Source organism: Chryseobacterium ureilyticum (genome assembly GCF_900156735.1).
GTDB classification, from domain to species: Bacteria; Bacteroidota; Bacteroidia; order Flavobacteriales; family Weeksellaceae; genus Chryseobacterium; species Chryseobacterium ureilyticum.
This window is the reverse complement of the sequence record NZ_FTOL01000006.1, coordinates 138,083-163,812: the sequence shown is the minus strand read 5'-3', so window position 1 is coordinate 163,812 and position 25,730 is coordinate 138,083. Positions and strand designations below refer to the sequence as shown.

The following is a 25,730-nucleotide window of genomic DNA, read 5'->3' as shown; positions in this document are numbered from 1 at the left end:
TTCCCCACTCAACAAATTGCTTCAAAATGTTGAGTGGGGGGAATATAGATTAGATATTTTGTTCGATATCAATCCTACAAAATATTATCGTCTTACTAATAACGAAATAATTTCACATAATGGAAAAGTACCTTTAATATCAAATTCATCAACAGATAACGGTATTATGGGATATTCTAATTTACCTGCATTGAATATTGGTAATACATTGACATGTTCAGATACTACAATGGGGGCTGAAACCATGTTTTATCAAGATTTAGATTTTATTGGTTACTCGCATATTCAACATCTCGTACCTAAATTTAAACCATTCAATAAAGCTATTGCAAGTGTAATTATATCAGCTTCTAGAGTTGCAACATCAAAGAAATTTGACTATGGTAATAAGTTTAATAGAGATGCAATGAACCAAACAATAATCCAACTCCCAACCAAAAACGGAGCAATAGATTTTGATTTTATGGAATCGTTTATAGCGGAGCTGGAAGCGGAGCGTATAGCGGAGCTGGAGGCGTACCTATCTGCGACAGGACTAAAAGATTATACTCTTACACCCCAAGAAGAAAAGGTACTACAAGACTTCGAAAATGATAACTTTAATTGGGAAACCTATAATGTTGAAAAATTATTTGGTAAATCAACACGAGGGAAAAGATTGAAAAGTTCAGATAGAATAGCTGGTAATTTACCATTTGCAACAGCGGGAGAAGCAGACCAAGGTATTTCTGCTTTTATAGGAAATGATGTAACAATCTTTCCAAAAAATACCACAACAATTGATATGTTTGGTTCTGCGAAATACCGAAATTATGAATATGGTGCAGATGACCATGTGGCTGTAGTATATACCAATAAATTAGTAAAAGGAGCATCTCTTTTTGTAACCTCGGCTATACACAAAAGTTCATATAATGGGCAATATCATTATGGTAGAAATTTTTATGCAAAAGATGCTGACGAACTAAATATTTCATTACCTACTCTAAGTAAAAAGCCAAACTATGAGCTAATGGAAGTATTTATGACCGCCATACGAAAGCTCGTTATAAAAGATGTCGTACCATACGCCGATAAAAAAATTGCAACAACCAAAGCTGTTACCAATAATTAAAGAATACGAGGCTGTCCAAAAAGTTTAGGCAGCCTCTTTTTTTTATCCGAAATTAAAAACTACCACCCTCCTTAAAAACTGAAAAGGCAGAAAACAAGCAGGGCGATCGCGTAACAAGGGTTTGGCAAAATGGCGGGTTAAGTCTTTAATATAAAGTTCTGTCATTCTTATCCGCAAAAGCCTTTTTTATTTGCTTTTTTTATATATTAGCCAAGAAGAAAAAGCTTTTGCTAATAGTGGTACAAAATTGAAAGTAAGTACTTCTATATCCGCCACTATCGTCAAGCCCCGAACCGTTATCTGTAATTTTACACAAACTCACAGCCAATTTTCCAATGTCAAAAGTAAGCCGAAGAATAAAAAAATTTGAAAAATTATCAGTCGAATCAATTAAAAACGCCCTCCGTCTACATAAGGATTCAATTTTATTATTTGAAAATAAATCTTATCCTTCAGCTTATCAATTAAGTGTTCTTTCTTTAGAAGAAATAGCAAAATCAGGTTGGATTGATCATTATGTAGACGTTTCAACTACAAACAACGGACTACCTGAACCAGATGGAGAAGATGAGCAAAATTGGATTAAATTATTATATATTCATACAAGTAAACACTTTGCATTTATTAATCAAAATTTTCATTCTCTTGACAAAGAATTTTATGACTTTGCAAGTACTTCAAATTTGGAATTTAAAAAGCAAAAATCTATATATGTTGGTTTGGAAAGAGAAAGAAGAAAAATAAATACAAAATCAAAAATTCTAATTCCGACAAAACAAATAAAACAAAAAGATGCATCTGAAATCATTGCTCTAAATAACCAATGCCTATTAAATCAATGCTTGAATAATATTAATAACGAACATTATTATGGACCTTATGAAAAATACACCATATTAAATACCGATTTATTAAATGAGCTAAAGAAAAAGTGGAAAATAAAATCAAAATTATTGAAAGGTAAATAATAAATAAAACAGATAACATTGTATTGGCAAAATGGAGGGGATTATCACGGAATTGAAAATCCTCGCTTACTTTGCCACCGCTATTTTTCCGTTAGTGGCAATGCTATAAAACAACTCTAATAATTACAAAAAATAAAATTATCCAATGACCAACAATGCAAATATTCAAATCCAATTCAACTATTTGGATGTAGAAAATTGTTTTAAAAATTTTTATGTTGTACCTGAATATCAAAGAGAATATGTTTGGACAGAAATTCAAATTAATCAACTATTAGATGATATTTTTGAAGAGTTTGATTTTAATCCAAATAAAGAATATTTTATTGGTAGCACTGTTGTTTTTAAAAATAATGACGGATTTTATGAACTTATTGATGGGCAACAAAGAACTACTTCAATATTTCTAATTATTTGTGCTTTTAAGCAAATTTATAAAGAAAGAGAGATTGATACAGACACAATTGAAAGAATGATAAAAGATAAAACGGTAAATTCTTTGGGTGATAGTGTTGATTGCTATAAATTGGAATTACAATATAAAGACAGTTCTGATGTTCTCTCTAAAATTGCTAACAATTTAGAACGACCAGAAAACCTCAAAGGTTCAGCAGAAAGACTTTACAATTCTTACGAAAGTGTCATAAATTTTCTTAAAAATAAGTTTAAAGAAGATGAAGACCCAATCCTTCTAAAAAAATTCTTTGTTTACATTTATAGAAAGCTGAAATTTATACAAATTGAAACGCCTGAAATCAACGATGCACTTAAAATCTTTGAAACAATAAATGAAAGAGGTGTAGGGCTAAACCCAATGGATTTACTGAAAAATTTACTTTTTAGACAGGTTGACAGAAATGATTTCAATTCACTAAAAGATAAGTGGAAAACATTAATTAAGATCCTTGAGAAAAATAACGAAAAACCTTTGCGTTTTCTCCGATATTTTATAATGTCTAATTACAAGGTGAATAATCAAAGAGGAGAAGAAATTATTCGTGAAGAAGAAATCTACAAATGGTTTATAAAACCTGAAAATATTGCACAATGTAACTATGAAAAAAAACCATTTGAATTTGTGGAATTACTTCTAGAAAATGCGAATTGCTATATTAATTTCTTTAAAGGTTTAAACAAAGATGGAAGTAAAAATGTTTATCTTGATAACATTTCAAAACTTGGTGGTGGGGCATTCAAGCAACATTTAATTTTGCTTTTAGCAGGGAGAAATCTACCACAAGACCAATTCAATTACTTTGCTAAACAAATTGAAACATTGGTTTTCTATTATTTTATTACAAAGGAACAAACAAAAGAATTTGAGAGAAATTTCTCAAAATGGGCAAAGTCTATATTAAAAATCACTTCGCAACAAGAATTAATAAATTTTGTCAGAGAAAACATTGCACCAGTTATTGATGCAAAAGAAAATGAATATAAAGTTGCGTTTTTGGAAACAAGGCAAAATAATTTACAACAATATAGAATACGATATATTTTAGCAAAAATAGCACAATATTTAGACCAAGAACGCCTTGGTACATACATTCCACAGGTTTTAGACAATTATATTACTAAAGGAGTAGAAATTGAACACATTTTACCTTTTAATCCTGCGCAAGAATTAAGAGTTGAAATTGGCGAAGAATATGATGATCTAAAAATAAGATTGGGAAATCTTACATTACTCGAAAAGACAATGAATATTGTGGTGAGCAATGATTTTTATTCTAAAAAAGTTAATGAATATGCAAAATCTCCATTCTATCTTTCAAAATCACTTTCAGGATTAGATAATATTGGAGTAAACTCTTCTGTAACAAGATTAAATCAAAAACTTAAATCTTTTGAAACTTGGAATAAAGAAAGTATAATTGAAAGGCAAAATATGCTATTAGATTTATCAAAAGATATATGGAAAATTGAAGTATGATAAAGCACTGCCACTAAGGATTTAGCGAAATGGCGAGTTAAGTACAAAGTTGAAATTCAGTATTTCTATTGGCTTTTGCTTATATTAGTGCAAAATTGAAAGTTTGTACTTATTTTTTCGCCACTATCACCAAGCCCCGAACCGATGAGCTTGCAAAGCCAAAACGAAAACCCTGTTCACCCCTTTTACCAGCTCAGGATAAACTCCAGCTTCGTTAGCTTTTTCTGCTATTAAAGGTTTATCATAAAAATATTTTAAAGAGAAGAGGCTGTCTCAAAAGGTAAACCAACGCTCTGAGAATCTCCTAAACAACAAAAGTTGTCAGACAGGAGTCCGAGAGAGGGGGTGCTTTTGATACAGCCTCTTTTTAGTGGGTGATGATGCACGAACGGTTGTATTTCCACAAAAAAAACAAACTGTTATATAATTACAAAAATTCTTATATTAGCACCTCAAATTTTAGCGAAAAAAAATAAAGCGTTAGCGTTTATTCTGTTATAGGAAATCTGACAATTTCAAAAATGTAACATAGAATAAACAGTTGATGCCCGTGCTATGGCGTGCGGGCTATTACTTGTTTGTGTTACATGGTTTTGTCAGAACCTCCTATAGCAAATTGAGTTTAGTCCCACGCTTTCGCATTTAATAACCTTTCACTTTGGGACTGAGTGATGAAACAAATCACTTATGAAAAAATCTTTTCTACCCTTACTACTAGCAGTATTATGCCTGTCATGTGAAAACCCTAAACCAAAAATTACAACAGGAGACGATCCGCATATAGATTCACTCCTAACAAGAGCAAGAGCCAATGCCAAAATCCAGTTTGAAGAAATAGATCGTAAAATGGAAGCCCACCAAGACTCCATAGATCCTCTTAGATCAAAACAAACTACTACAAGTGCATCTATAGCCACACAGTACATCTTCGTGAGACTTGAAATTGAAGAAGATAAAGGAATGAAAATCCAACAAGGAAATTTCGTTTCAGGAATCCAGGAAATAAAAAGTTTAACTGAGGATGAAAAAGCAAGATTAGAAGATCAGGTATTAGCAGAATATCTTAAATCTTCTGGAGCACAACTATTCAACGGAAGAGTTAAAAAAAAGGAAACATTTGTTTTTAGCAGTTACAAAGAAGCCAGCGCAAAGAGAAATAGTTTCTTAATCTCAGAATAGTATAGTATGGAAAAGAAGACTATCAACATAAATCATAATGTACTTGATTCAATTATTCTAGGTTTCACATTCGCCCTTTTAACTGTTTTTATAATAGAACACTTTAGTACATTTTCTTATATCCCAAACCTAAGTAATCCAGTGATTGATTATGGTCATAAGATTATTTTAAATGGAGAGTATGATACCCGAACAACTCCCGTAGGTGCATTATATCAAATAACACCTTTTGGAACTAGAATAGATCTACCAACAAACGGAATGATGTGCAGTGAGTTATTGTATGATTCAGACTTTAAAAGATATTCTAATAAAGGAGTACTATATCTAAAAGCTGTTTTTAGTGACTATAAATTTCTAATCCTAATCTGGATTATTTACATCTGTATAATCCTATTATTTAAAAGATACCGATTGAAATTATCAGCATAACAAACCTATAAAAGATTATCAATATGAAAAAACAACTATTTTTAGCATTGTCGCTAACAGCACTATCATTACTAACTGTAAACTGTTCTGGCAGTAATAACGAAGATGATACACCTGTAAACAATCCACAACCATCTAATCCGCAATTAACTCCCTACTTTCACCCTCCAGCATGGATTCAAGGTACTTGGGGAGTTAGTAACAGTACAACGGCTCAAAAGATCTATAAATTCACAACCCAAGATTTTGTAATGCTTGTTACGGGAACTGAGCAAAGTATGACAGGTATAATAAATTCAACACCAAAGGGAGCAAGTACTACCGAGTTTATTACTGAGAATGAATATAAATTTTCGATAAACTATAAAGCGACTGGAACAGTACAAAGCTTTGAATTCAAAAAGATCTCTGCTACTCAGATTCAATGGAAAGATAACGTAAGTAACACATGGAATACTTTGATGAAGTTCTAAAAAAAGCCTTGATTGATCCAGTTTCAATCAGGGCTTTATTTTATACAACACCCATGAATAAACAGGTATAAAAATCTGCAACATAGTACCAAAACATACTACAATTTTCACATTACAATATTCTATACTAATCAAATTTCAATCCACCCAATCAATCCTAACAGGAAATATTAATTCAAAGTATGGGGAAAATACCTATATAACTTTTAAACAATTTTAAGTATACTTGCAAACATAAAAAGACACAAATCCAAATGATAATTTATTACACCAAATCAGGACAATCCCTTACTGATCTCTGTAGTGAGATACAGCTTGAAAACCCTGAGTATTTAAGGGACTATCATAACCGAAACTGTTCTTTGTCCGAACGTTTTGAGGGGGATATTGTTCAGGGAATGAAAATCTATATTCCATCATCATCTGAAATCCTTGAACTCAACAAAAAAATCAGAGACAATAATCAAAGCTTTTATGATTTCCCAGCTAAAGGAAAATTCCCTTTTGACTTTAAACTCTGGAAAGGAAATTATCAAATTACCCAGACTACCTACTCCGATGATACAATCCTTGCGAAGTATGAAAAGAAAGTAAGATTAGATCTTGAAGGAATTAAAAATGGATATTATCACTTTCTTTTCTCAGCATTTGACTTTAGAAAAAATGAGGACATTTCAGATTCCAAAGTGGGCACCCTTGCAAAAATGTGCATAGAGGTTATATATCCAGTCCGATATATTATAGATACTGAGGGGAAGCTTATTGATATAGCACTAACAAAGAAAACAGAAGATATTGTTTCTGAATTGGATTCCATAAAGAAGTTTTTTCCAGATCAATATTCCTTTGAATATATTAAAAAGATGAAAGGCATCATTGAAAGTCCAGAAATCATTTCACAGAAGTTTAAAAATACGTTATTTAATTCTTTTATGTTTGGTGCATTCTACAGAACGCAATTAGGAAATTGGACAAATTCAAATCTTTATTATGATTTTTATCCTTGGATCTTTGATGTCCAGCCGATACGATTTGAATTTCAAAACATATTATCATCTAAAGATATTGTAGATGATGAAAGAGTAAAGATTCAGCAAAAAGGTACTTCTATTGATAGTCGAAATCTGGAAGGATTACACTTTGTAGATTCCAAGTTTGATGAGAAAACAGATATAGAAAAGAAGCCTATAGATTGTGAACATTTTGCAGAATATCTTTTTAACCGAGAAAATTTATCATTGTATAAAATTGAAGCAAGGTTTCAATATTTCGGTAATGAAAACACCCGAAGAGAAGATTTTTTATTAGAAAGAATTACAGATAATTATTACATTTGAAAAACACCAAAATCACAATACGATGTCAGAAAATTCATCCCCTCACGATGGTAAATATTTCGTGATTCAAAAAGGAAAAGCCCAGTGTAATCAAGGCAATCAGTTTCCTCAGTTCAAAGTAACCTCACACCAGAAACATTATTGGAATAATAAAGAAGGACAAGCTGATTATTTAGCCGTTACAGAAGATGATCTACAGTTTACTCCATCTGGCCCTAGCTTTGGGCAGTGCAAGCTGAAACCAAGTTCAGGTGGTTATTTACCTTGTGCTTTTGCTCCTGCTGGAAAATGGCAAAAACCTTATGAGAAAACTAAGATCATGAACAAAAGTTGTGTCACGGAACTTTCTGAATTGATGTGTGCAACAGGAGGAAAAATAACCATAAAAGAACATGGGCAAGTTGCGGAGGTAACCCAGCAGAATGTTAGGAATGCAGATCCAAAACAGCAGCAGAATATTAACCCGTTACTTGATTACAAAGAATTTCAGGATGAACAGGAAGAAGATGTAATCATCTGCGAATAAACACACAAATATGGGAAAATTAACAATCATCGGAAACGATAAACCTGTGATAGGAAAACAGGAAATGTATTCTGTCACTACAATAAATGGCTGGCTGAATCCTTTGCAACCTATTAAAAACCCTTTGCAAGTACCCAAACCCCATTGGGAAGTGATGGTACAGACCAAAACAGGTTGGAGAAAAGGAGGAAGTGATAAAGAAGGTCAAATGGTTCCTTATATTTTCGGGCAGAAGAGTTTATTTCATAAAGGAATAAAGATCATTGTACGTCAGGGCGAAGACTATGGAGAACTGATTGTACATCCACAAAGGGCTAAAGAACCTAAAATAACCAGGGTGGAACTTCTGGACGCTAACTATAAACCTATTCCAAAAGGTAAAAAGCTAAGCTATAAAGATACCATTATTGCAAGGGCATATTGTGTAGAGATGTTCGAGATGAATATTGCTTTTACTCTTTGGGAAGATGATGCTCAGGGCGAAGGACATAATCCTACAGTAAATGCTTTGAATAAAATAAATCCTGTCCCCGTTCTTAGCAGAGTAAATGAAAAAGGAATGGCAGAAGCTGTTTTCAGACTGCCTTTTTACACAATGGCTGTAATGATAGCCAATGCACGCACTGCATCAGGCGATAAAAGTGAGGGAGCAACTCACGAATATTATGTAACGGCTGATGTGGTTAGTAAACATATACAAAAAGCAAGTCCTAACGTTAATGTAGTTAACCCTACTTATAATCCAGAACCTCCAGGAAAAAGAGAGGTTCCTAAGGGGCATACTCCCGCACCACCAAAACCTAAAACAACTCCTGCTCCAGAAAAGCCCAAACCTAAACCTGATGGGAATTCAGCAAAATTTCCAGTCACCACAGGCGGAAAAAAGAGTGATGATCCACAAGGAAAGATACTAAGTGCTGAATTTGTTGATGGAAAAGGAAACAAACTCCATTCTTCCAAAGTTGGAACAGCTGTAGCTGTAAAAATTATGGCAAAGGAGATGAAGAATAAAAAAGTAAAGATCAAAATATGGGAGGAAGACAATTTCAGTTGGACTACTGATTTAATTTATGAAAAGGATTGGGTGTTGGTTGGGGATACTAGTTTTGTAGGAGTATTGTTAACAAAAGAAATGTTTGACAAAGCCAAAGGAATTGGCACTGATAGCAGTAGACAGGATTATTTTATAGAAGTAATACACAATGATACTTCCGTAAAATCTGCCGTGATGCCTGTGAGTGCAGATGCTACTCCTACAGAAATACCAAAAGGTAATAGTCCCGTGGCAGTGGATAAACCCCAACAAGGCAAAGCTACAACTAGCTGTGTTTGTAAAGAACAGTATAAAGATCTGGTTTGGGGAGAAAAAGTAAGTTGTGAATTTAGAAAAAAGGTTGTACAAATTTGCTCTGAATTATGGGGAGAAAGTAAAAAAGTAGAAATGGCCAATGAACTAATGACTTGTATGGCCCTTGAAACCCAACATTCTTTTTTATCAAATAAGGGTTATCCTAACGCAACAGGCTTAGTTCAATTCACAAGTGGTAAATATGGAGCTATTACAGCAATGAATGAGACAGGATATAATGGTGGTAAAAATATAACTAAAGAGTATCTTAGAGATTTGACACCTGTTAAACAATTGGATTATGTTAAGTTCTATTTCAAAATGTGGATGGAGAAATATAAAAAAAATATAAAAGATTCATTAGATATGTACATGACAATTTGGTGTCCAGCAGCTGTGGGGCAAGCTGATAGTTTTGTATGTTATAGTTTAGCACGAGACAAAAAAAATAAAAATGATTTTTATGATAAAAATAAAAGTGCAGAATATGAGTATTATGATGAGAATGAAAAAATAGCAATAAATCGATTAAAAAAAGATTCAAATAGAGCAAACGGAGAGATCACAAAAGGAGAACTTCGCCCCCGTCTAAAATATTGGAAAGAATTAGGAAAAGAAAATAGAGTTAAATCATTCTCATGTGCAGAAATAAATGATAATAAAACAACAAATGAAAAGGCAAATGCGGGATATTACGCATATAGAGATGGCAGCATTAAGTATATAGAATCAAACACGACCATAGATTATTACGTTCAAACTAAAGAAGGAAGCAATGAATTTAAAAAAATTGGTACATTAAATAAAAATAAGTCTGGAGTAGTTAGATTTCCTGATTCAGGCCAAGGATTTAACAGATATGGAACAGCTGACAAAGGTGGCAAATCTAGTATAGAAGTAGTCGGGGAAGGAGATCATTATCTTAAACCAGAAACTGCTGCTGCATTATTTGGTGTAATTAATGAAATTAATGATAAGGGATGGGAGATTCATCTTGGGGATATGTCTTCTTCAAATGGTAGCGATCCATGGGAAGAAGGTTCAAAACATCATAAAGGACACGGGCACTTAGGTAAACAATCGGGTCAAAACATTGACTTTAGATACTTAAATAAATCAGGGAAAAGTTTTCATGGAACCAATACATCTAGTACTTTTGATAAAGATAAAAATGCAACTTTTTTTGCTATAGCATATAAATATGGTTTTCAAAAAAATTATGCAACAGGAATGTCGGAATATAAAAAATACGGTGTAAATCCAGCTGTACCAGCTCATAATGATCACGGTCATTTAGGCTTAAATAATATAAAATTAGAAACAGTTGTATCTTTAAATGTTAAAATAATAAAGTAATGAAATATTTAATCGGCTTATTAATTGGTTTTTTTTCAATATTTAGCTGCCAAAAAAATAATCAGAAAGAAATTAATCAAGCATCTGGAAAACTCCCAACAGAGTCAAAAAATTATTTAAACATTAAAATTAATAATGATTTGAATGTATCAATTGGTGAATTAACATCCATAGATGAAAGCATTGATGAAGATTATGAAGTTATAAACAAGCATGATACAATCTATATTACTAAGCAATTTTTAGAATCAGATAATATTGATGGAAAAAACATAAAAGTTTTAAGTAATCACAAGACTGATATTAATGTAAAATATGATATTAGTTTTAATTTTATGGGGAATGAAAAAGAATCAAATTATTTACCTATAAGTTATATTATTTCAAAAAAAATAAATTCAGGATCAATTCTTCCCTCATTTGAAAAGATTTACAATGATATTGGGGTTCAAAATTTTGTAAAAACGAATAAACAAAAAATTTATAATCAATCATATAATACTTTTATAAAATATTACGGAGGTATGACAGAGAATGATTTGAAATCCTGTTGTCCTGCAGACTATGAAAATTATTCCAAGATTAAAAAAATAGATAATAATCATCTACTTAGCTTAGATTTAGAAAAAGATCTGATTACGGTTCCAGATTATAAATCTATAATCATTGATATTAAAGATCTTGATTCATCAAAAAATTATGTAGTAGTATTTAAAAAAGATAAAGAAAAAGTAGAAGATTTATCTAAGAATTCAATGATAACTCAAAAAATAAATTGGGATGGTATTTACTGGCTTTATCCTTATAATATTGACAGCGAAAAACAAGGAAACTACTACATAAATATTTCTAAGGATTATAATGAATTTGGATTTAGTGGAGATATTCAATTTAATTATAAAATTAACTACAAATCCACAGACAATAAGTTATATATTTTTGATAATAACCAATCAACTATAGATCCTTTAGCGGTTATCTACAAAGAGAAAGATAAATATTATATAAAAAGTGATTTGATAAAAATGGAACGTACCGATTTAAAAGAAACTAAAAATGGCTACCCAATACGTTGGGCAAAATCAAGTGATGATGTTCCAGACTCTCCCCAGTAATTAAAAGACAATAAACACAAAATGAATTACGAACAATACAACAGGCAAAGTTTTGATAATTTAATTAAGATTCAAGAGGAGTTTAGAGAAAATCCTGCAAAAATTTTAGAAATCTGGAAAAATTACAAAGCATAATAATTATTGTTATCCGTTCTTTAGTTTTGTTTACAACTCAAAAAGAAAAAATCAGTCGAGTTAAAATTGAAACACCAGTAAAATTAATAAAATAATAGGATGAACAAAACCGACTCACTTAAGCAGAGAACACACGAACAATTACAATCTACTATTGATGATATTGAACTGATAAATGGACTAATTCGTAAATACGAAGCAATTGATATGAAATTAAAAGAGGATGGCATATCGTTAAATTATTTGTCTACATTAGTAAATGTTCTCAGATATAGACTATTTATCGGGTTCTTATTCGGTGATATTTGTAGTACTCTCAATATTTACAACAATGCAAAGACTCTATATGAAGAAAAATTTGCAGTTAGAACTTTTTTTATAATTATAAGTGAAGGATTTAAGAAAATCTATAATTTTATTAAAATTAACGAAAAGGGAGATGTTATATCAAAATATAGAAATAAATCATTTTGGATTAAAGAAATAAAACCTCTAATTTATAATGATTTGCCATATCTAAAAGATAACTATAATCAGATAACTAAAAAATTAGATTCTTTTTTGCAATTCGATTTTCAAGTAATCAAAATCAATAGAGACCTTGCCGTTCATTATGACGATAATCCCTTGTTAGTTTACGACATGATGATAAAATTAGACTTAGAAAAAGAGATTGATTTGATTTTAAAATTTATGGATATTATAAATGGGATGTTCACTTTTACTGAAGTAATCGTTTCTAAATTCTTAGAAAAAATAGATAGCAGTTCAAAAGAACTTGAAAATAATGCTGTAGAAAAAATTGAAGAACTTATTAAATTACTAAGTGAGGTTAAATAATTGGCTTACAATTATAGTTATGGTAAACCAATCATTTTGATTTTAAGCCACTTTCAGGCACTCACAATCCTTACACCATGGATCACATTTAAAACTCGGTAAAATGCCGCCAGAATAGCTTAAAAACAATTCCTTAACAGCGGTTTCCATGATCGGAAACCAACTCTGAGTAGTACAAAAAGAATCATGTATTGTCCAAAGTGGCATTTGAGGATATTTTTTGCAAAGTTCCTTCGAGATCTTATCAAGTACACAATCAGATTCAACCTGTTGCAGAAGTTTTGGAAACAACTTAAACGAACCTGGCTCATCTGTAGTAGCTTTAAAGGTCTCAATACACTCACAAAGCAACGGAAAATGCAGCTTAAAGATCATATATTCTTTTGAGGGTCTTGTAAGCGGGGTGTACAGAATTTGAAGTGTCAATCTTTTCATTAAATCTCGTTTACTCTTAAACTCACAAAGCTCAATTAGGTTTTTGCTGGAATTAAAAAAACGATGTTGATAATACTCGATTAGTTCACCAGCACTTCCAGAAACTACTTTGAAAGGTTTAATATCAGGAAAAAGTGGCATTAAAAATTCATAAAACTGGCCTGTCAACACAGCATTTTTCAGAGGGCTAAATTCCTCTTGAAACGCTTTGCTAGACGTAACTTCCTTTAATTTCTGCATCATCATACTTATATTACTATTATTATTATTAAATACTTTATTTATAATTCTTCTAACACTACTATTCTCTAACTTCTCCAATACTAAAACCATAAAATAGGGTTGTGAGTTTTTAATATCGAGACTTTGGATATTTTCGCCGTGATAAGTCATGTACGGACGGAACATTGATGGCATATTGGTTAAATTAGTATGCAGTCTATTATCCGAATCAGGTTTGCGGGAAACTCTGAAACATTGTTCTTTCAGCATTAGCGCCGAGTACCAGTAGTTATACACTTTTGATAAGATTGGGTTGAATAGATTGTAGTTCAAATTATATTTGTTGTAGCAAAATTCCGATTGCATGTCATAGCACAGGCGATCAAAATCAATATGAAGGCCGTCATCAAACCAAGTACATAATTGCGGGCATGATGAAAAACAGTCATTAAAGAGATCTTCTTTCAGCAGCTTTTTATTAAAATTTACATCAGAAATTTCAAAAACTTCAAAGTTTACACATTCAGTACTTTCAAATTTGATATTAGAAAAGTTATATCTAAAACTTTTGCTTTTTTTAGCACTTGTTGAATACTCCTTATATTCAAGAATACCAATATCAAGAAAGTATCTAAAATACTCTTTGTATCTGTAGTTTTTATCTTTTAGTGCCTGAGCGAACAATGGTACATAACCATATTTATATATTTTACCCTTTTTCCCTGCTGGAACACTAATAATTAAGCTAAGGTAATACAAGGCTATATCCTCTTTGAATCCTTTAAATGGAGGTTGTTCTTGAAGCTTATCCTGAAGATAATTATAAATGATCGTAGGTAATACTACTTTCCACTTAAAATCTTTGTGATAGAAAGCCGTTACATTTATTTTACGTTTTGATTTATATTGTTGTGTTTTCATTACTTAAAAAAAGGCATAGCAATAGCTCTCCATAGTACCTTTACTACGGCTAATACCTCGAATCGTTAAAATTTTTGGAGATTTAAAAAGATTTGCAAACAGGCTTCTTACGCGCGATTAAAACCGTGTCTGTGAAATAATTGTTTATATTGCTGATTAAGGATTTTAGGCTACTTTTTTTCCTTTTTTTGAGAAATAATCATCTACCTGATTCTGAAAATCATTGAAGTTATTTCTTTTGTGTTTTGTCATCCATTCCAGCAGTTCTAATCTTTTGAAATAAAGTTTCCCATTTCCAGAAGATGAATAAATGGGTAAATCAGTTCCAACACTGCTAAGTTTATGAAGATAACTGACCTTATATCCTGTGAGTACCGCAGCTTCGTTTACGTCTAATACTTCTTTATTCAAAATCGTTGATATTCGGACTGTTTCTTTCAATTCTTTTAGATCACTCGCAATGCTTATAAGCATTTCTTTGAATTCTGTTAAGATTTTCACCATATTTTTTCTTTTTTAATTATCCAGCTTTGTTGCTGAATATGCTTACAAAAGTATGGTAGGAAATGCGGAACGGTCAAGGAATACATTATTCCGCAAAAAATAAAAACTCCCTGTACAAAGGAGTTTAAGGATTTTTTGTTGAGTTTATGTGGAATTACTGCGGAACGGCTCTAAGATTTTCGACAATTTTATTGATTATGTTGATTTTTGTTGACTTTCTATTGCCTGTTTTTACTTCGCTAATAATCCTACTAATACCATTTTTATCTTTTGTTTTTGGGATCTGAGAATCCCCGTTCGTCAGAAACAAAAATCTTTCTGCCCAGAAAGAATTAAAAAATGTACTGTCCTGATAATCTTCTTTGAAGAATTCCCGTAATGAATTAATCAAATATCCTATATCAGATTGGTTTCTTCCCCGCAATATTATAGGTATTACGGGAATAGTGTCAATATAAAAATGTAGTAGAAACAATTCTTTGGTACAGAATTCATCAATAAAATTTTCTGTTGAAAGGCTCTCGTGTAGTTTTTCAATAAAAGCGAAGTCTAATCCAAAAACTGTCTGTCGTACAGTGTTAATTGGTACTGTAAGCGCTGGAACTGCAAAATTTGAAACTTCAAAATACTGAGAAAACTCTTTTCCTATCATTGTAAAAACTTGCTGATATAATAAATTCATTTTTTCAGTAAGTAGATAAATATCATCTTTATTTGTAGAGTTGGTAGCTAAAAATTCATTATTGTATATGATAGAGTCTTGCAATTTGCTGATAATATCTGTGAGGACTTTATTTTTACTAACTGGATCAATTTCTAAATCATTAATGAGGTTTTTAAATAATTCGTAGCATTCTATCATTAAATTATTCTGCGAAATACTATTTGAAAATGGCTCAATCTCATATATTGATAAATCACTCGACCATTCATTTATTTTTTGTTCTATATCATCCGCAGAGTCATTATAAATATCTGGGAATTCAATTGATAATGATTTTTGCCAATCAAAATCCTCAAAATCTTCTCTTGTTCCTATTACTTGACTGTCATAATCAAACTCCTTAATGATGTTGTTAAGAATAATAATTTTTCCATTATCATTCAGATCTTGATATGTTAAATTGTACTGCTCAGGGATGAAATCTTGAATATATCCATATTCCAAAAATAAATTTTGTTCAATCAGGTTTTTAATACCGTCAAAACCTCCCTTACTGATCCCACTAATTATATTATTGTAAGATCTTATATCATTTTTACTAATGTTTTTCAATTTTAAGAAATATTTATACTAATTTACTAAAAGCATCATCAATAATATCATCCTCAAAATCTTTCAGATATGAGTTTGTGACGGCAACAGAAGAGTGTCCCATTATTTGGCTAATCACATCCGCAGAAACATTATTGAATTTCAAATGAGTAGCAAAAGTATGTCGCCCTACATAGCTGGTTATATCTTCGTCAATTCCTGTTTGCTTTGCTATAAATTTTAATTCTGAGTTAAATGATCTTAAACATCTTCTGTATCTTCCAAACAGTTGTTTGTCAGTAAGTTCGTTTCTTAAAATAACAGGAAAAATATATTTTACTTCTTCTGGTTTTACATAGTTTTTGTAATATTCTAAAATCTCCAATGCTTCCACTCTCAAAGGAACATTAAAATCCCGACTTGTTTTGCTTCTGGTGTAATACAAGCGATTACCTTTTATATCATCCCATTCTAAAAATGCCATATCTTTAAAGTTCATCCCACCAACATAATAAGAAAATAAAAACATTTTGTAAGTGTTAGTATATTGGGGGAAACTTCCACAATCAAAACTCTTAAACAGTGCAAACTGTTCTTCACTCAATGCTATTTTGCGAGACTGCATTTTCAATCTTTTTTGAATACTGTAACTTCTAAATGGATAATCTTCTTTTCTTGCATAACCCGACCTTATAGCAAGATTAAATAATGTCCTTAAATCGGTCATTCTGATTCTAATAGTTGTATTACTACAAGATTTTGCTAAAAAGTTTTCATACTTCACCAAATATTCAAAATCAATATCTTTAAATCTTAAATCAATATTTTTTTCAAATTTGAATAATGATTGCATAGATTCTTTAATTGTTTTGGCATACCCAAACCTACTTAGTTCATCTAATTCCTCAATTCTCTGCTGAAAAAAATCTTTTACAGAAATCGATTTTATCTTATTACTTGCGGATTGCGTTCTAAACCTTGCGTCAATGTCGTCCAAGTTATAATCAAGCTCTTCGGATTCTAATTCTACAATTGCTTCATTAATACGTGTGTCAAGCTTTTTCAAAGATTCATTAATTTCACGAGCTTTGCCGTGAGACGATTTTACTTTCTTATTTTTGGTATCCCATTGGTTACCCTGCACAGAAAATGGAGTAGTGATAATTTTAGATTTGTTGCCTAGATATACTTTAAAAACAATTGGAAGACTTCCGTCTGTTTTAGGTTTATTTCGTAGCATTAGTTGTGTTGTTGCCATAGGTCAAGTTATAGGTCAAGGTTGAAAGTCAAAAATAGTAAAAATAAGTTAAAACTCAAAATAGAATGTTGTTATAAGTTATTGAAATACAGTATTATTGTAAATAAAAGTAAGCTAAAGTAAATACCATGACCCCTTACTCATAATCAGGTGGTCCCTGGTTCGAGCCCAGGTGGGACCACTTTTTGGAAAATCGAACTTTTCCATAAAAATCAAAAAGCCTCTATTTTAGGGGCTTTTTTCATGTTTATATAGTGAATTTATTCGTCATGTTTATTCATGTTTCGTTATAAAAAAGCTCCCTATTTTTCTCCCCGAATTATTTTTGAATAAAAAGGGGAAGAAAATGTAAAATCCAGTCGTAGAATTTCCTTATCTTTAAATTAAAGCTGAATATTTGTGTAAAATATTGATTATCAATTTTTTATCTTTGAATTTTGTAATATTTATTCTATCTTAGCTTATTATTTTAATGTTACAGGATATAAAATTGTAATAATTAAAAAATAACGACATGGGAAAATTTTCTGTTAAGGCTATTCTAAGAACCGATAAAATTTTAAAAAACGGAAACTCTCCGATTTATCTACAAGTAATAATCAATTCTGTAAAGAAAACTTTTACTTTGAACGAAAATGTTGTTCCTAAAGATTGGGATAAGAAGAATGAGGAAGCAAAAGGTAAAGGATATAAATTATTGAATGATAAAATAAGTAAAGAGAAATTTGAGTTAGAAAGGTTTCTGCGTGAAAATGATTTGGCAGGTATTCCTCTTTCCTTTACACTAGTAGATAATTTTCTAAAAGGTACTAATAACAATGATTTTTATGCGGTTTTTGATGAGGTTTTGGAAATGAAGAAGGGAGAAGGATTAGCCGAAGATACTGTATATAAGTATGAAACTCTAAGAAAGCGGTTAAAGAACTTCAAGGCTAAGTTATTCACTTCGGATATAGATTCTGTTTTTATAACAAAATTTAATAACTATCTAAAGAAATTAGAAATAGGAGAAGGAGGACTATACAATCATCATAAATGTTTGAAATGTATTATTAACGAAGCTATTGAATATAAAAAGTTTAAGGGTGATAATCCTTATAAGAGTAAAAAATCTTTAAAAGTAAAATCTCCAGATCATAAGACTGTATTTTTAGAGGAAGAAGAAGTTCTTAAAATCTTAAAATTTAAAACTACTTCTGCTACCATGAAAGCGACTAAATATATGTTCCTGCTATCTTGTTGTACAGGATTAAGGTATGGTGATTTATATTCGCTAAAAATCTCTGATATTGATTGGAAGAATAAAATTATCTCTAAAAAAATGTTGAAAACAAAACATATTGTAGATATTCCTTTAAATAAACAAATAAGAGCTTTGCTTGTAAGATTCATGATTCAGAAGAAGCCGAGCGATAAAGTGTTTCCTGAAGTATCTAATCAGGTTGGAAATAGGATTTTAAAAAAAATAGCAGAAGAATGTAAGATAGATAAAGAGATTAGCTTCCATGTAGGAAGACATACCTTTGCTTCCTATCTAGTAAACAATAAAAATGTATCTCTACCTTTAGTAAGTAAGCTTTTGGGGCATAGAAGAATCGCTAATACAATGATTTATACGAACTCTAATGTTAAAAATTTAAGAAACGTAATGGATGTAAGTCGTTACGGATAATTTTATAAATTTGTAGAATGTTAAAAGCAAAATAGAATATAAAAATAAAAATACTTCAACGATAAAAGCGTAAGCTGTTTATTTGTTCTGCCGAAAACTGGTAATTTTTAATACAGACAAAATAAATAGTGATACGCCTACGCATTGCGTGGGCTATCCTATTAGTCTGTATGGGTATACCAGTACCTCGGTAGTTAATATGGTTTAGTTCCACGCTTTTTCTATGTCTATATTTAAGGCTGTTTGGAGCTGACGGCATTAACTATTAATCGTGGGAAATTTCTCTTATCTGATTCAAAAAAAATTTCGAGAGCTGAATTCAGAACAACAACGAATCTTTGTTAGCGAATTTGAAAGACGAAAGAAATCTGTAGGAATATCTTACCTGCTTTGGTTTCTTTTAGGTTGGCATTACGCCTACCTTAAAAAATGGGGTTGGCTGATATTATATATCCTTACCGCGGGAGGTTTTTTTATCTGGGCAATTATTGACCTCTTCAGAATTCCGAGAATGGTTGAACAATATAATAATGATCTTGCTTTAGAGGTATTACGGGATATTTCGATCATGTTTCCCGATGAAGGTCGTAATTCAGGTGGTAATAATGTTTCTAAAAAGGCTGTAAACGACCTTTACATCACTCAAAAAATGCAATCAGGAGAAAGTTATTCATTTTATATAATCGTTGGTATAATAATCTTGTTTAGCGTTTCTGCTTTCTTCTTAAAGCCCAATAATACAGAAATGAAAAATAAAATTGTTGATGATATTATGGCTTATCAGCCTCAACTTTTCAAAAGTATGAAAGATTTTTTTGCCGGTGAGAAGCTCAATGAAAGGCAATCCCAGAGCTTTATAACTTTATTTCTATCAGAGAATGGTTATGAAAATAGTAAGGTATATGATGAAGACCTTGTTTTGCTAAGGAAATTAGTCTATAAAGATGAAAATGACAAACAAAATCTGATAACTGCTTACGGCTTCTTTGGTTATACAAAGATTATATATGAGGATGAAAGTCTGAAAGGCAGAAGGTTTGGAAGTTATAAAAATGAGCGGAAGACAAAACCTTATGAATATAGTGTAATAGAATCACCGAATAAATATCAAAAATTTGAAAGACTTAATTCTGAAGAAAACCAATCACAAACTAAAACTAGAGAAAAAAAAGTATCCCAGAATTCTGAAGTTGAAAATAAGCAGGGAGATTCAATACAAATCAATTAATCATGAAAAACTTATTTATACTTATTACCTTGTGTATTACCACGGTCTTTTATTCCCAAAACTCTTATGAAAACGAATTAAAGCAAACAAAGCTATTTGTAAAGGAAGTTTTGAAAAATCAGCCGTCAAAAGTAATTGAATATGTTAAACTAACTGACGGTAGAATAAAGCAAAGTAAAACTGATAATCCTGTGGAGGAATTTGAGCATCAGTGGGAAATGTTCTATAAAATTCTCAGAAAAAATAATAAAATCGTCTATATCAGTAAATCTGATGATTTATGGGGGCATATTGGAGATAGCAAAACTTCTTATGATTATTACTTCAATGAAGAAGGAATCTTGGTTGGAGCTGAAAAAAGTCTTGATTTCTTTTTGTTAGATACAACGTGTGCAAACCAAGTGAAATATTACGTTTCCTATATCAATGTAAAAGCGGAGAAACTGGAAAAAAATGAAATATACAAAGATGATAACGGAAATGTTATTGATTTTACTTCCAAAAAATGTAAAAATAGCAAGAAATATATTCAGAGTATTCCCAATAGTTTAGATAAAATCACTTTCAGAGATTTGGAAGGTTTCATGAAAGCTGAAAAAATTAAATACTATCAGACTGATAAAAATGAAACTCCCGAAACTAAAAAAAATATTGGGTACGAAAAAGAAAACCCTTCCATTGGGAGTCTTATAAAAGGAAGAGAAAAAGAGTTAATCCAAGAAAATGAAAACCCTAAAAGTAAAATAGATGTTGACCGAAAATTGATAAGTTTTATTCCTGGAACAATGAGAAGAGGAGGGGTACAACCTTCTCATAGTTGCACGGCAAGAGGTTCTATTACCATTGCCTATACTGTAGATAAAGCAGGGAATGTAGTTTCTGCCAGAAAATCGGGAGGGGTTTCGGATTCATGTATAGTATCAACATCAATTGGTTGGATTAAGAAATATGTAAAGGCTGAAAAAGCCGATGTAAGTTCTATGGGAACTTATAAGGTTACATTTTAATGCTCTCTAAAGGGATGTATGTTTAGAATATCAAGATTTTAAAGGAAAATAAAACAAGAAGAAAGCAAGTAAAAGCATGATATGTTTTACTGAAATTACAAGTAAAGTAGAAGTGAAAATAGAAGTTAGAATACAAGAAGAAACAAGTAAGGGTTTCCTGAAAGGTTTCTATGACGTCTAAAAAGGAAAAAACCCTAATACTATGGGAAATCCTGCCTTTTAAACTTGAAGTAGTTTCATAAAAACAAGAAGAATATTTAAGAATTTGCTTCCCCTCTCTATTTATTCAATAAACAATGATGGTTATTAAGAAATTGGTGAGCTAATTGAATACATTTCAATTCATAATCCAAGTTTTGCAGAGTCTGTAAAAATTTCGTAAACTTGTTGCAACCCAAATGACAAAAAAATTCTAAAATGAGCTCTTCAGTTCAAATATCCTTGCAGGCTCCTGCCTCATACACTGTTCAAAGAAAGTATACCTACGAATATGTCAAGAATATGTTAGGCAGAAGCCAATCCCTTGCTTTTGAATTTGATACTGAATATAATGATCTTACTAAAGATATAGTTTCCAATCCTATCATTAAGATTAAGAGAGAGCATGTCTTTATGAATGAAGACTATCTGGAAGACACCCTGATAGGAGAATTGGTAGAAACTTGCTCATCTACATTATTTCCTCTGAATTTAATCACAAACCAATATGGATTCCTTAAAGGAATAGATAATCATAAGGACATTATTTCTCGTTGGAATCAGATAAAGCCTAATCTCCTGCTACTCTATAACAACGATACTTCACTTCACTTTATTCAGAAAGTTGAATGTTTATATAAAAGCCCTGAGAATTTATTAAAAAGTTTCCAATGTGACTGGTTTTTTATTACTTTCTTCTTTCCTCTCTATGGGGAATATGGGAAAGAAAGAATACTTGAACTGGATTATGATTTTCCAATATTTCCTGATGCAAAGGAAACTTATCAGTTGTTTATGGAACTTCAGAATGTACATGATGAATCTGGAAAGACTGTAGTATTAATTAGTGGAAAATCTTTACAAAAAGAAGAAAATACCTTAAAAGGATATGTTCTGCTAAATGAAGATAAAACTATCCATGAAATAGTATTTCATTTTGACTTTACCGAAAATCAAGAAGTCATTAAGATCAGAATTTGGGAAGAAAATAATTAGTCAATAATATTTTTAATTCCCTTTGTGATGATAAAAAACAAAATATTAGCTCATATTTTTTTATCTTTATTAAAAATAACATCTGATGAAAGAATCTATAAAACACATAGTTCAAAAAGGAGAAACTTTGGAAAGTATAGCCTTAGATTATGGTATTTCGGTTTCTGAACTAAAAAATTACCATAATAGCCATATTACAAATTTTAAAGAGCATATTGGTTATTATATAGAAGAGGGAGTGGAACTACTCCTCGAAAATGAAAAACCTACTAAACCCCTTTTACAAATAAAAGAAAGAGACGAAAAAGATAAAGAAAGAGAGGAAAAGAGACAAACTAAAAAAGAAACCCTGCAACATGGAAAGGAAGAATATTTTATAGTAGATGGAGCAAAATGTCTTTGTGATAAGGGAACTATCCCAGCTACCTTGAAAGTAAACTCTCACACTAAATCTATTTTCAATAGTAAGGGCAATGATAAATGGGCAGCAACTTTGGAGGATGTGCAGTTTAAAGAGGGGAATTCATGTTTTGGAAATTGTGCCGTTAAAAATAACAATCCTTGCACTTTTTCTCCTGCCGAACTATGGCAAAAGCCCTTTGAAAAGGTAAAAGTAATGGACAAAAAAGTGTTGGTAGAATCTTCTTTCCTTATGTGTTCAGTAGGAGGAAAAATATCAATACAGCATCATGGGCAGACGATCTTATTAGGAAGTAACAATGTACAAAAATCCAATGCAGAATTATTAAATCAGGTAATGCCAGGAATTAACTTTGAAGAGTTTCAGGCAGAGTATGATGATAATCAATACTATTTGTAGGCTATGGGAAAAATATTAAAAGGAATAGACGGAGAACGTTTTCCATTGATTGGAGGAGTTACGGAGTATCGTATTACCTTTTCAGAAGCTGTTGATGTGAATACCGTAAATGATAATGATATTTTATGGCAGGTCTATTGGGCTAATGAGTATAGCGAATATGAAAAAGTTCCGTTCTCGGGACAAAAAAAAGGAAGATTGACTACGTATAAATTTCTACAAAACCTGCAAGGTAAAAACCTACAACTCAAAGCAACGTATAAAGATGAAACGGTAGAACTTCATATTACTCCACAAGCCAATGGAGAAATAAAGATCATTGATGTATTTTTTCTTGATGTAGAATATAAAATACAAGATACCAGTAAATTAAAATACATGAATAGTGTAAACCTTCAGATTTACACGTTGAATATGTTGGGGAAATATGTTGAGTTTAAGATGTATGATACGGTAAACGGGCAGGATGTAGAAGTAGCAAAAAACTCTGAACCGATGCAGGTTATTCAGAAAAACGGTATTGTTAAAACTAAAAAAGCAATATTGTTAAATCCTGCAATGTATATGCAGACCCAAAAAGATATGTCTGCAAGTGAGCATCGTTACAAAGTAAAGGTCTGGGAAAGAAACAATGAAGCGAATTTCTATGAAGAAGAGTTGAAGGTAAAAAATGAAATAGGACAGCCTAGTATTCCGCAGGATTCGCAGGCTCCGCAGAAAACTGGGCTTCCAGAAGCTCCGAAGAAGAAAGAGGATGAGAAAGAAAAGAAAAAAGAAAAATGTTTTTGTGATAAAGAGTTAGAAATTGAAGATTTCATCACCTTAGGAGTGAGTAAAAATAAAGCTAAAGTATATGCTGATGTGTTAAATGATACAATGAAGAAATATGAAATTAATACATGCATTAGAAAAAGTCATTTTTTAGCTCAAATATTTCATGAATCAGGCTATTTAATATTTCTTTCTGAGCAAAAAAGTAAACATGCATCTAGTGGTTCTCCTTATAAAGGAAGGGGAATTATGCAAATAACGGGAGAATCTAACTATCGTAGATATGGAAAAAATGTTACCGAAGATTTCACATCTACAGAAACAAATAGGGAGAAAATGGCATTACCCCCTCATAATGTAAAATCTGCTGGTTGGTTTTGGAAAGAAGAAAAAGGATTAAATTCTATGGCTGATAAAAATGATTTCATTTGCATTACAAACCTAATAAATGGTGGGAATGTTGGATTCAATGACAGGTATAAAAAGCTCAAGATTTGTTTTGATAATATATATAAGACTTGTAAAAATTATAGCGAAAAAGTAACTTTAAATTACACTTTTGAAAATAGTAATTCATACAAAATTTCAAGATTTGCTTTTGCTTGGGGGCTTTGGCACGATAAAGATGCTAAAAAAGATGGTTGTACTTACAATACAGCAGAAGCAATTAAAGGTTATGAAAGATTATTAGATTTACTTCCTAGCACTTCTTCTGATTCAAATTGGTACTACATTCAAGAAAATCCAGTTTTTAATGATATTGTTATTGTTGACAAAAAGAAAAATATAAAAAAGGTTAAGATTATAGATGCTGCAACTTTAAGATTAAAAAAATTAAAGAAATGAAAAAAGTAATATATATAATTTGTTTTTTTTCCTTTTTCTGGGGAAATAGTCAGTTTTTTTTAGATAATGATAATATTCCTGACAAAATAATTAACGATGAAAATAACATTGCTTTTATAGATATTAATAGAAAAAAAATAAAAATATTTCTGAATAAAATTCCTTTAAATCATCTATATGATAGAGCTGGGGCTGGTGTAGATAATATTGATATTTATTCAAATAAACGACAAGAAATTCAAATAACTGGAAACTGTTGTGTTGGTGTTTCAGAAACGGCTTATTATAAATATATCCCTAAATATGACAACTGGCTCTTGTATAAAACTGCATATATAGAAAATTCAGCAAATATTACTTCTAATATTGATATAAAATATTTCCCTTATTCTTTGGGGATTGACGACAAAAAATACAATCCAAATAAAAAGAAATATTTAGAAGATGTTGCACTATCAGCGAAAGTAAGTAACAGGTTATTTAATGAAGAGTTTAAAGATTTTAAAAAAAATGATTTAAAGTATACAATAGAAGATTTTGGAGAACTATTAAAGAATATTCCTATTAATGCTAGTAATATTGATAAATATAATAATTTAGCATACTATCTTTCAGAAAAGGATGATAACATATCAATTTATCTCTTAGAGCAAATTATTAATAAATTTCCTGAAAGGATTGTTGCCTATCTTAATCTTGCAGATAGCTATTGGAATCTTGGAGAAAAAGAAAAAGCGGTTAAGAACTACCAAAAATATGTGGAGCTAATGAAATCCCAAAATAAAGATTTGAAGAAAATACCTCAACGAGTTTGGGAAAGGACAAAATGATTTTTTGATAT

General features: G+C 31.0%; 22 protein-coding genes. 18 read left to right on the top strand and 4 right to left on the bottom strand.

The window, feature by feature from the left end; genetic code table 11:
- The first annotated feature begins 16 nt into the window (after positions 1-16).
- The 11 genes from BW983_RS16750 to BW983_RS16700 all read left to right on the top strand — a co-directional run bounded on the left by BW983_RS16750 (position 17) and on the right by BW983_RS16700 (position 12,756).
- Positions 17-1,114: a restriction endonuclease subunit S gene (locus BW983_RS16750; RefSeq protein ID WP_076553044.1), complete on the top strand. Its 1,098-nt coding sequence runs from the start codon at positions 17-19 to the stop codon at positions 1,112-1,114.
- A 335-nt stretch (positions 1,115-1,449) separates the two neighbouring features.
- Positions 1,450-2,082, top strand: coding sequence for an AbiV family abortive infection protein (locus BW983_RS16745; RefSeq protein ID WP_076553043.1), 633 nt, complete (start codon positions 1,450-1,452; stop codon positions 2,080-2,082).
- Between the two features lie 145 nt (positions 2,083-2,227).
- Positions 2,228-4,015: a DUF262 domain-containing protein gene (locus BW983_RS16740; protein ID WP_076553042.1), complete on the top strand. Its 1,788-nt coding sequence runs from the start codon at positions 2,228-2,230 to the stop codon at positions 4,013-4,015.
- Positions 4,016-4,702: 687 nt separating this feature from the next.
- Entirely contained in the window at positions 4,703-5,194 is a 492-nt protein-coding gene (locus tag BW983_RS16735) for a hypothetical protein (protein ID WP_076553041.1), read from the top strand.
- A 6-nt stretch (positions 5,195-5,200) separates the two neighbouring features.
- Entirely contained in the window at positions 5,201-5,626 is a 426-nt protein-coding gene (locus BW983_RS16730; RefSeq protein ID WP_076553040.1) for a hypothetical protein, read from the top strand.
- Positions 5,627-5,649: 23 nt separating this feature from the next.
- Complete coding sequence (locus BW983_RS16725; protein ID WP_076553039.1) at positions 5,650-6,099, top strand: hypothetical protein; 450 nt, start codon at positions 5,650-5,652, stop codon at positions 6,097-6,099.
- A gap of 254 nt (positions 6,100-6,353) precedes the next feature.
- On the top strand, positions 6,354-7,436 hold the full coding sequence (locus BW983_RS16720) for a hypothetical protein (RefSeq protein WP_076553038.1): 1,083 nt from the start codon (positions 6,354-6,356) through the stop codon (positions 7,434-7,436).
- Positions 7,437-7,458: 22 nt separating this feature from the next.
- Complete coding sequence (locus tag BW983_RS16715) at positions 7,459-7,962, top strand: DUF4280 domain-containing protein (RefSeq protein WP_076553037.1); 504 nt, start codon at positions 7,459-7,461, stop codon at positions 7,960-7,962.
- Positions 7,963-7,972: 10 nt separating this feature from the next.
- Positions 7,973-10,666, top strand: a complete 2,694-nt coding sequence (locus tag BW983_RS16710; RefSeq protein WP_076553036.1) for a hypothetical protein — start codon at positions 7,973-7,975, stop codon at positions 10,664-10,666.
- The gene (locus BW983_RS16705; protein ID WP_076553035.1) at positions 10,666-11,781 is read left to right on the top strand and encodes a hypothetical protein; all 1,116 of its coding nucleotides are present in this window, start codon (positions 10,666-10,668) and stop codon (positions 11,779-11,781) included. Before BW983_RS16710 ends, BW983_RS16705 begins: the two co-directional genes overlap by 1 nt.
- 234 nt (positions 11,782-12,015) lie before the next feature.
- Positions 12,016-12,756, top strand: a complete 741-nt coding sequence (locus tag BW983_RS16700) for a hypothetical protein (protein WP_076553034.1) — start codon at positions 12,016-12,018, stop codon at positions 12,754-12,756.
- Between the two features lie 42 nt (positions 12,757-12,798).
- On the opposite strand, the gene BW983_RS16695 is transcribed toward BW983_RS16700, so the two are convergent.
- The 4 genes from BW983_RS16695 to BW983_RS16680 all read right to left on the bottom strand — a co-directional run bounded on the left by BW983_RS16695 (position 12,799) and on the right by BW983_RS16680 (position 17,351).
- A complete protein-coding gene (locus BW983_RS16695) occupies positions 12,799-14,334 on the bottom strand; it encodes a hypothetical protein (RefSeq protein WP_076553033.1) in 1,536 nt (511 codons plus the stop codon).
- A 165-nt stretch (positions 14,335-14,499) separates the two neighbouring features.
- Entirely contained in the window at positions 14,500-14,838 is a 339-nt protein-coding gene (locus BW983_RS16690; protein WP_076553032.1) for a hypothetical protein, read from the bottom strand.
- Positions 14,839-14,992: 154 nt separating this feature from the next.
- A complete protein-coding gene (locus BW983_RS16685) occupies positions 14,993-16,114 on the bottom strand; it encodes a hypothetical protein (protein ID WP_076553031.1) in 1,122 nt (373 codons plus the stop codon).
- 13 nt (positions 16,115-16,127) lie between these two features.
- Positions 16,128-17,351 (bottom strand): site-specific integrase, encoded by a 1,224-nt coding sequence (locus BW983_RS16680; protein WP_076553030.1) that lies wholly within the window; start codon positions 17,349-17,351, stop codon positions 16,128-16,130.
- A gap of 514 nt (positions 17,352-17,865) precedes the next feature.
- On the opposite strand from BW983_RS16680, the gene BW983_RS16675 reads away from it, so the two are divergent.
- The 7 genes from BW983_RS16675 (at position 17,866) to BW983_RS16645 (ending at position 25,719) form a co-directional block, all read left to right on the top strand.
- Positions 17,866-19,023: a site-specific integrase gene (locus BW983_RS16675; protein ID WP_076553029.1), complete on the top strand. Its 1,158-nt coding sequence runs from the start codon at positions 17,866-17,868 to the stop codon at positions 19,021-19,023.
- Positions 19,024-19,294: 271 nt separating this feature from the next.
- On the top strand, positions 19,295-20,251 hold the full coding sequence (locus BW983_RS23890; protein WP_076553028.1) for a TM2 domain-containing protein: 957 nt from the start codon (positions 19,295-19,297) through the stop codon (positions 20,249-20,251).
- Between the two features lie 2 nt (positions 20,252-20,253).
- Positions 20,254-21,258 carry a hypothetical protein gene (locus BW983_RS24385; protein ID WP_228409031.1) on the top strand — a complete coding sequence of 335 codons (1,005 nt, stop codon included), beginning with the start codon at positions 20,254-20,256 and terminating at the stop codon, positions 21,256-21,258.
- 417 nt (positions 21,259-21,675) lie between these two features.
- Positions 21,676-22,452: a hypothetical protein gene (locus BW983_RS16660; RefSeq protein ID WP_076553027.1), complete on the top strand. Its 777-nt coding sequence runs from the start codon at positions 21,676-21,678 to the stop codon at positions 22,450-22,452.
- Between the two features lie 85 nt (positions 22,453-22,537).
- Positions 22,538-23,272, top strand: a complete 735-nt coding sequence (locus tag BW983_RS16655) for a PAAR-like protein (RefSeq protein WP_076553026.1) — start codon at positions 22,538-22,540, stop codon at positions 23,270-23,272.
- Positions 23,273-23,275: 3 nt separating this feature from the next.
- Positions 23,276-24,889 carry a glycoside hydrolase family 19 protein gene (locus BW983_RS16650; protein ID WP_076553025.1) on the top strand — a complete coding sequence of 538 codons (1,614 nt, stop codon included), beginning with the start codon at positions 23,276-23,278 and terminating at the stop codon, positions 24,887-24,889.
- Positions 24,886-25,719, top strand: coding sequence for a tetratricopeptide repeat protein (locus BW983_RS16645; protein ID WP_076553024.1), 834 nt, complete (start codon positions 24,886-24,888; stop codon positions 25,717-25,719). Before BW983_RS16650 ends, BW983_RS16645 begins: the two co-directional genes overlap by 4 nt.
- Positions 25,720-25,730: the final 11 nt, after the last annotated feature.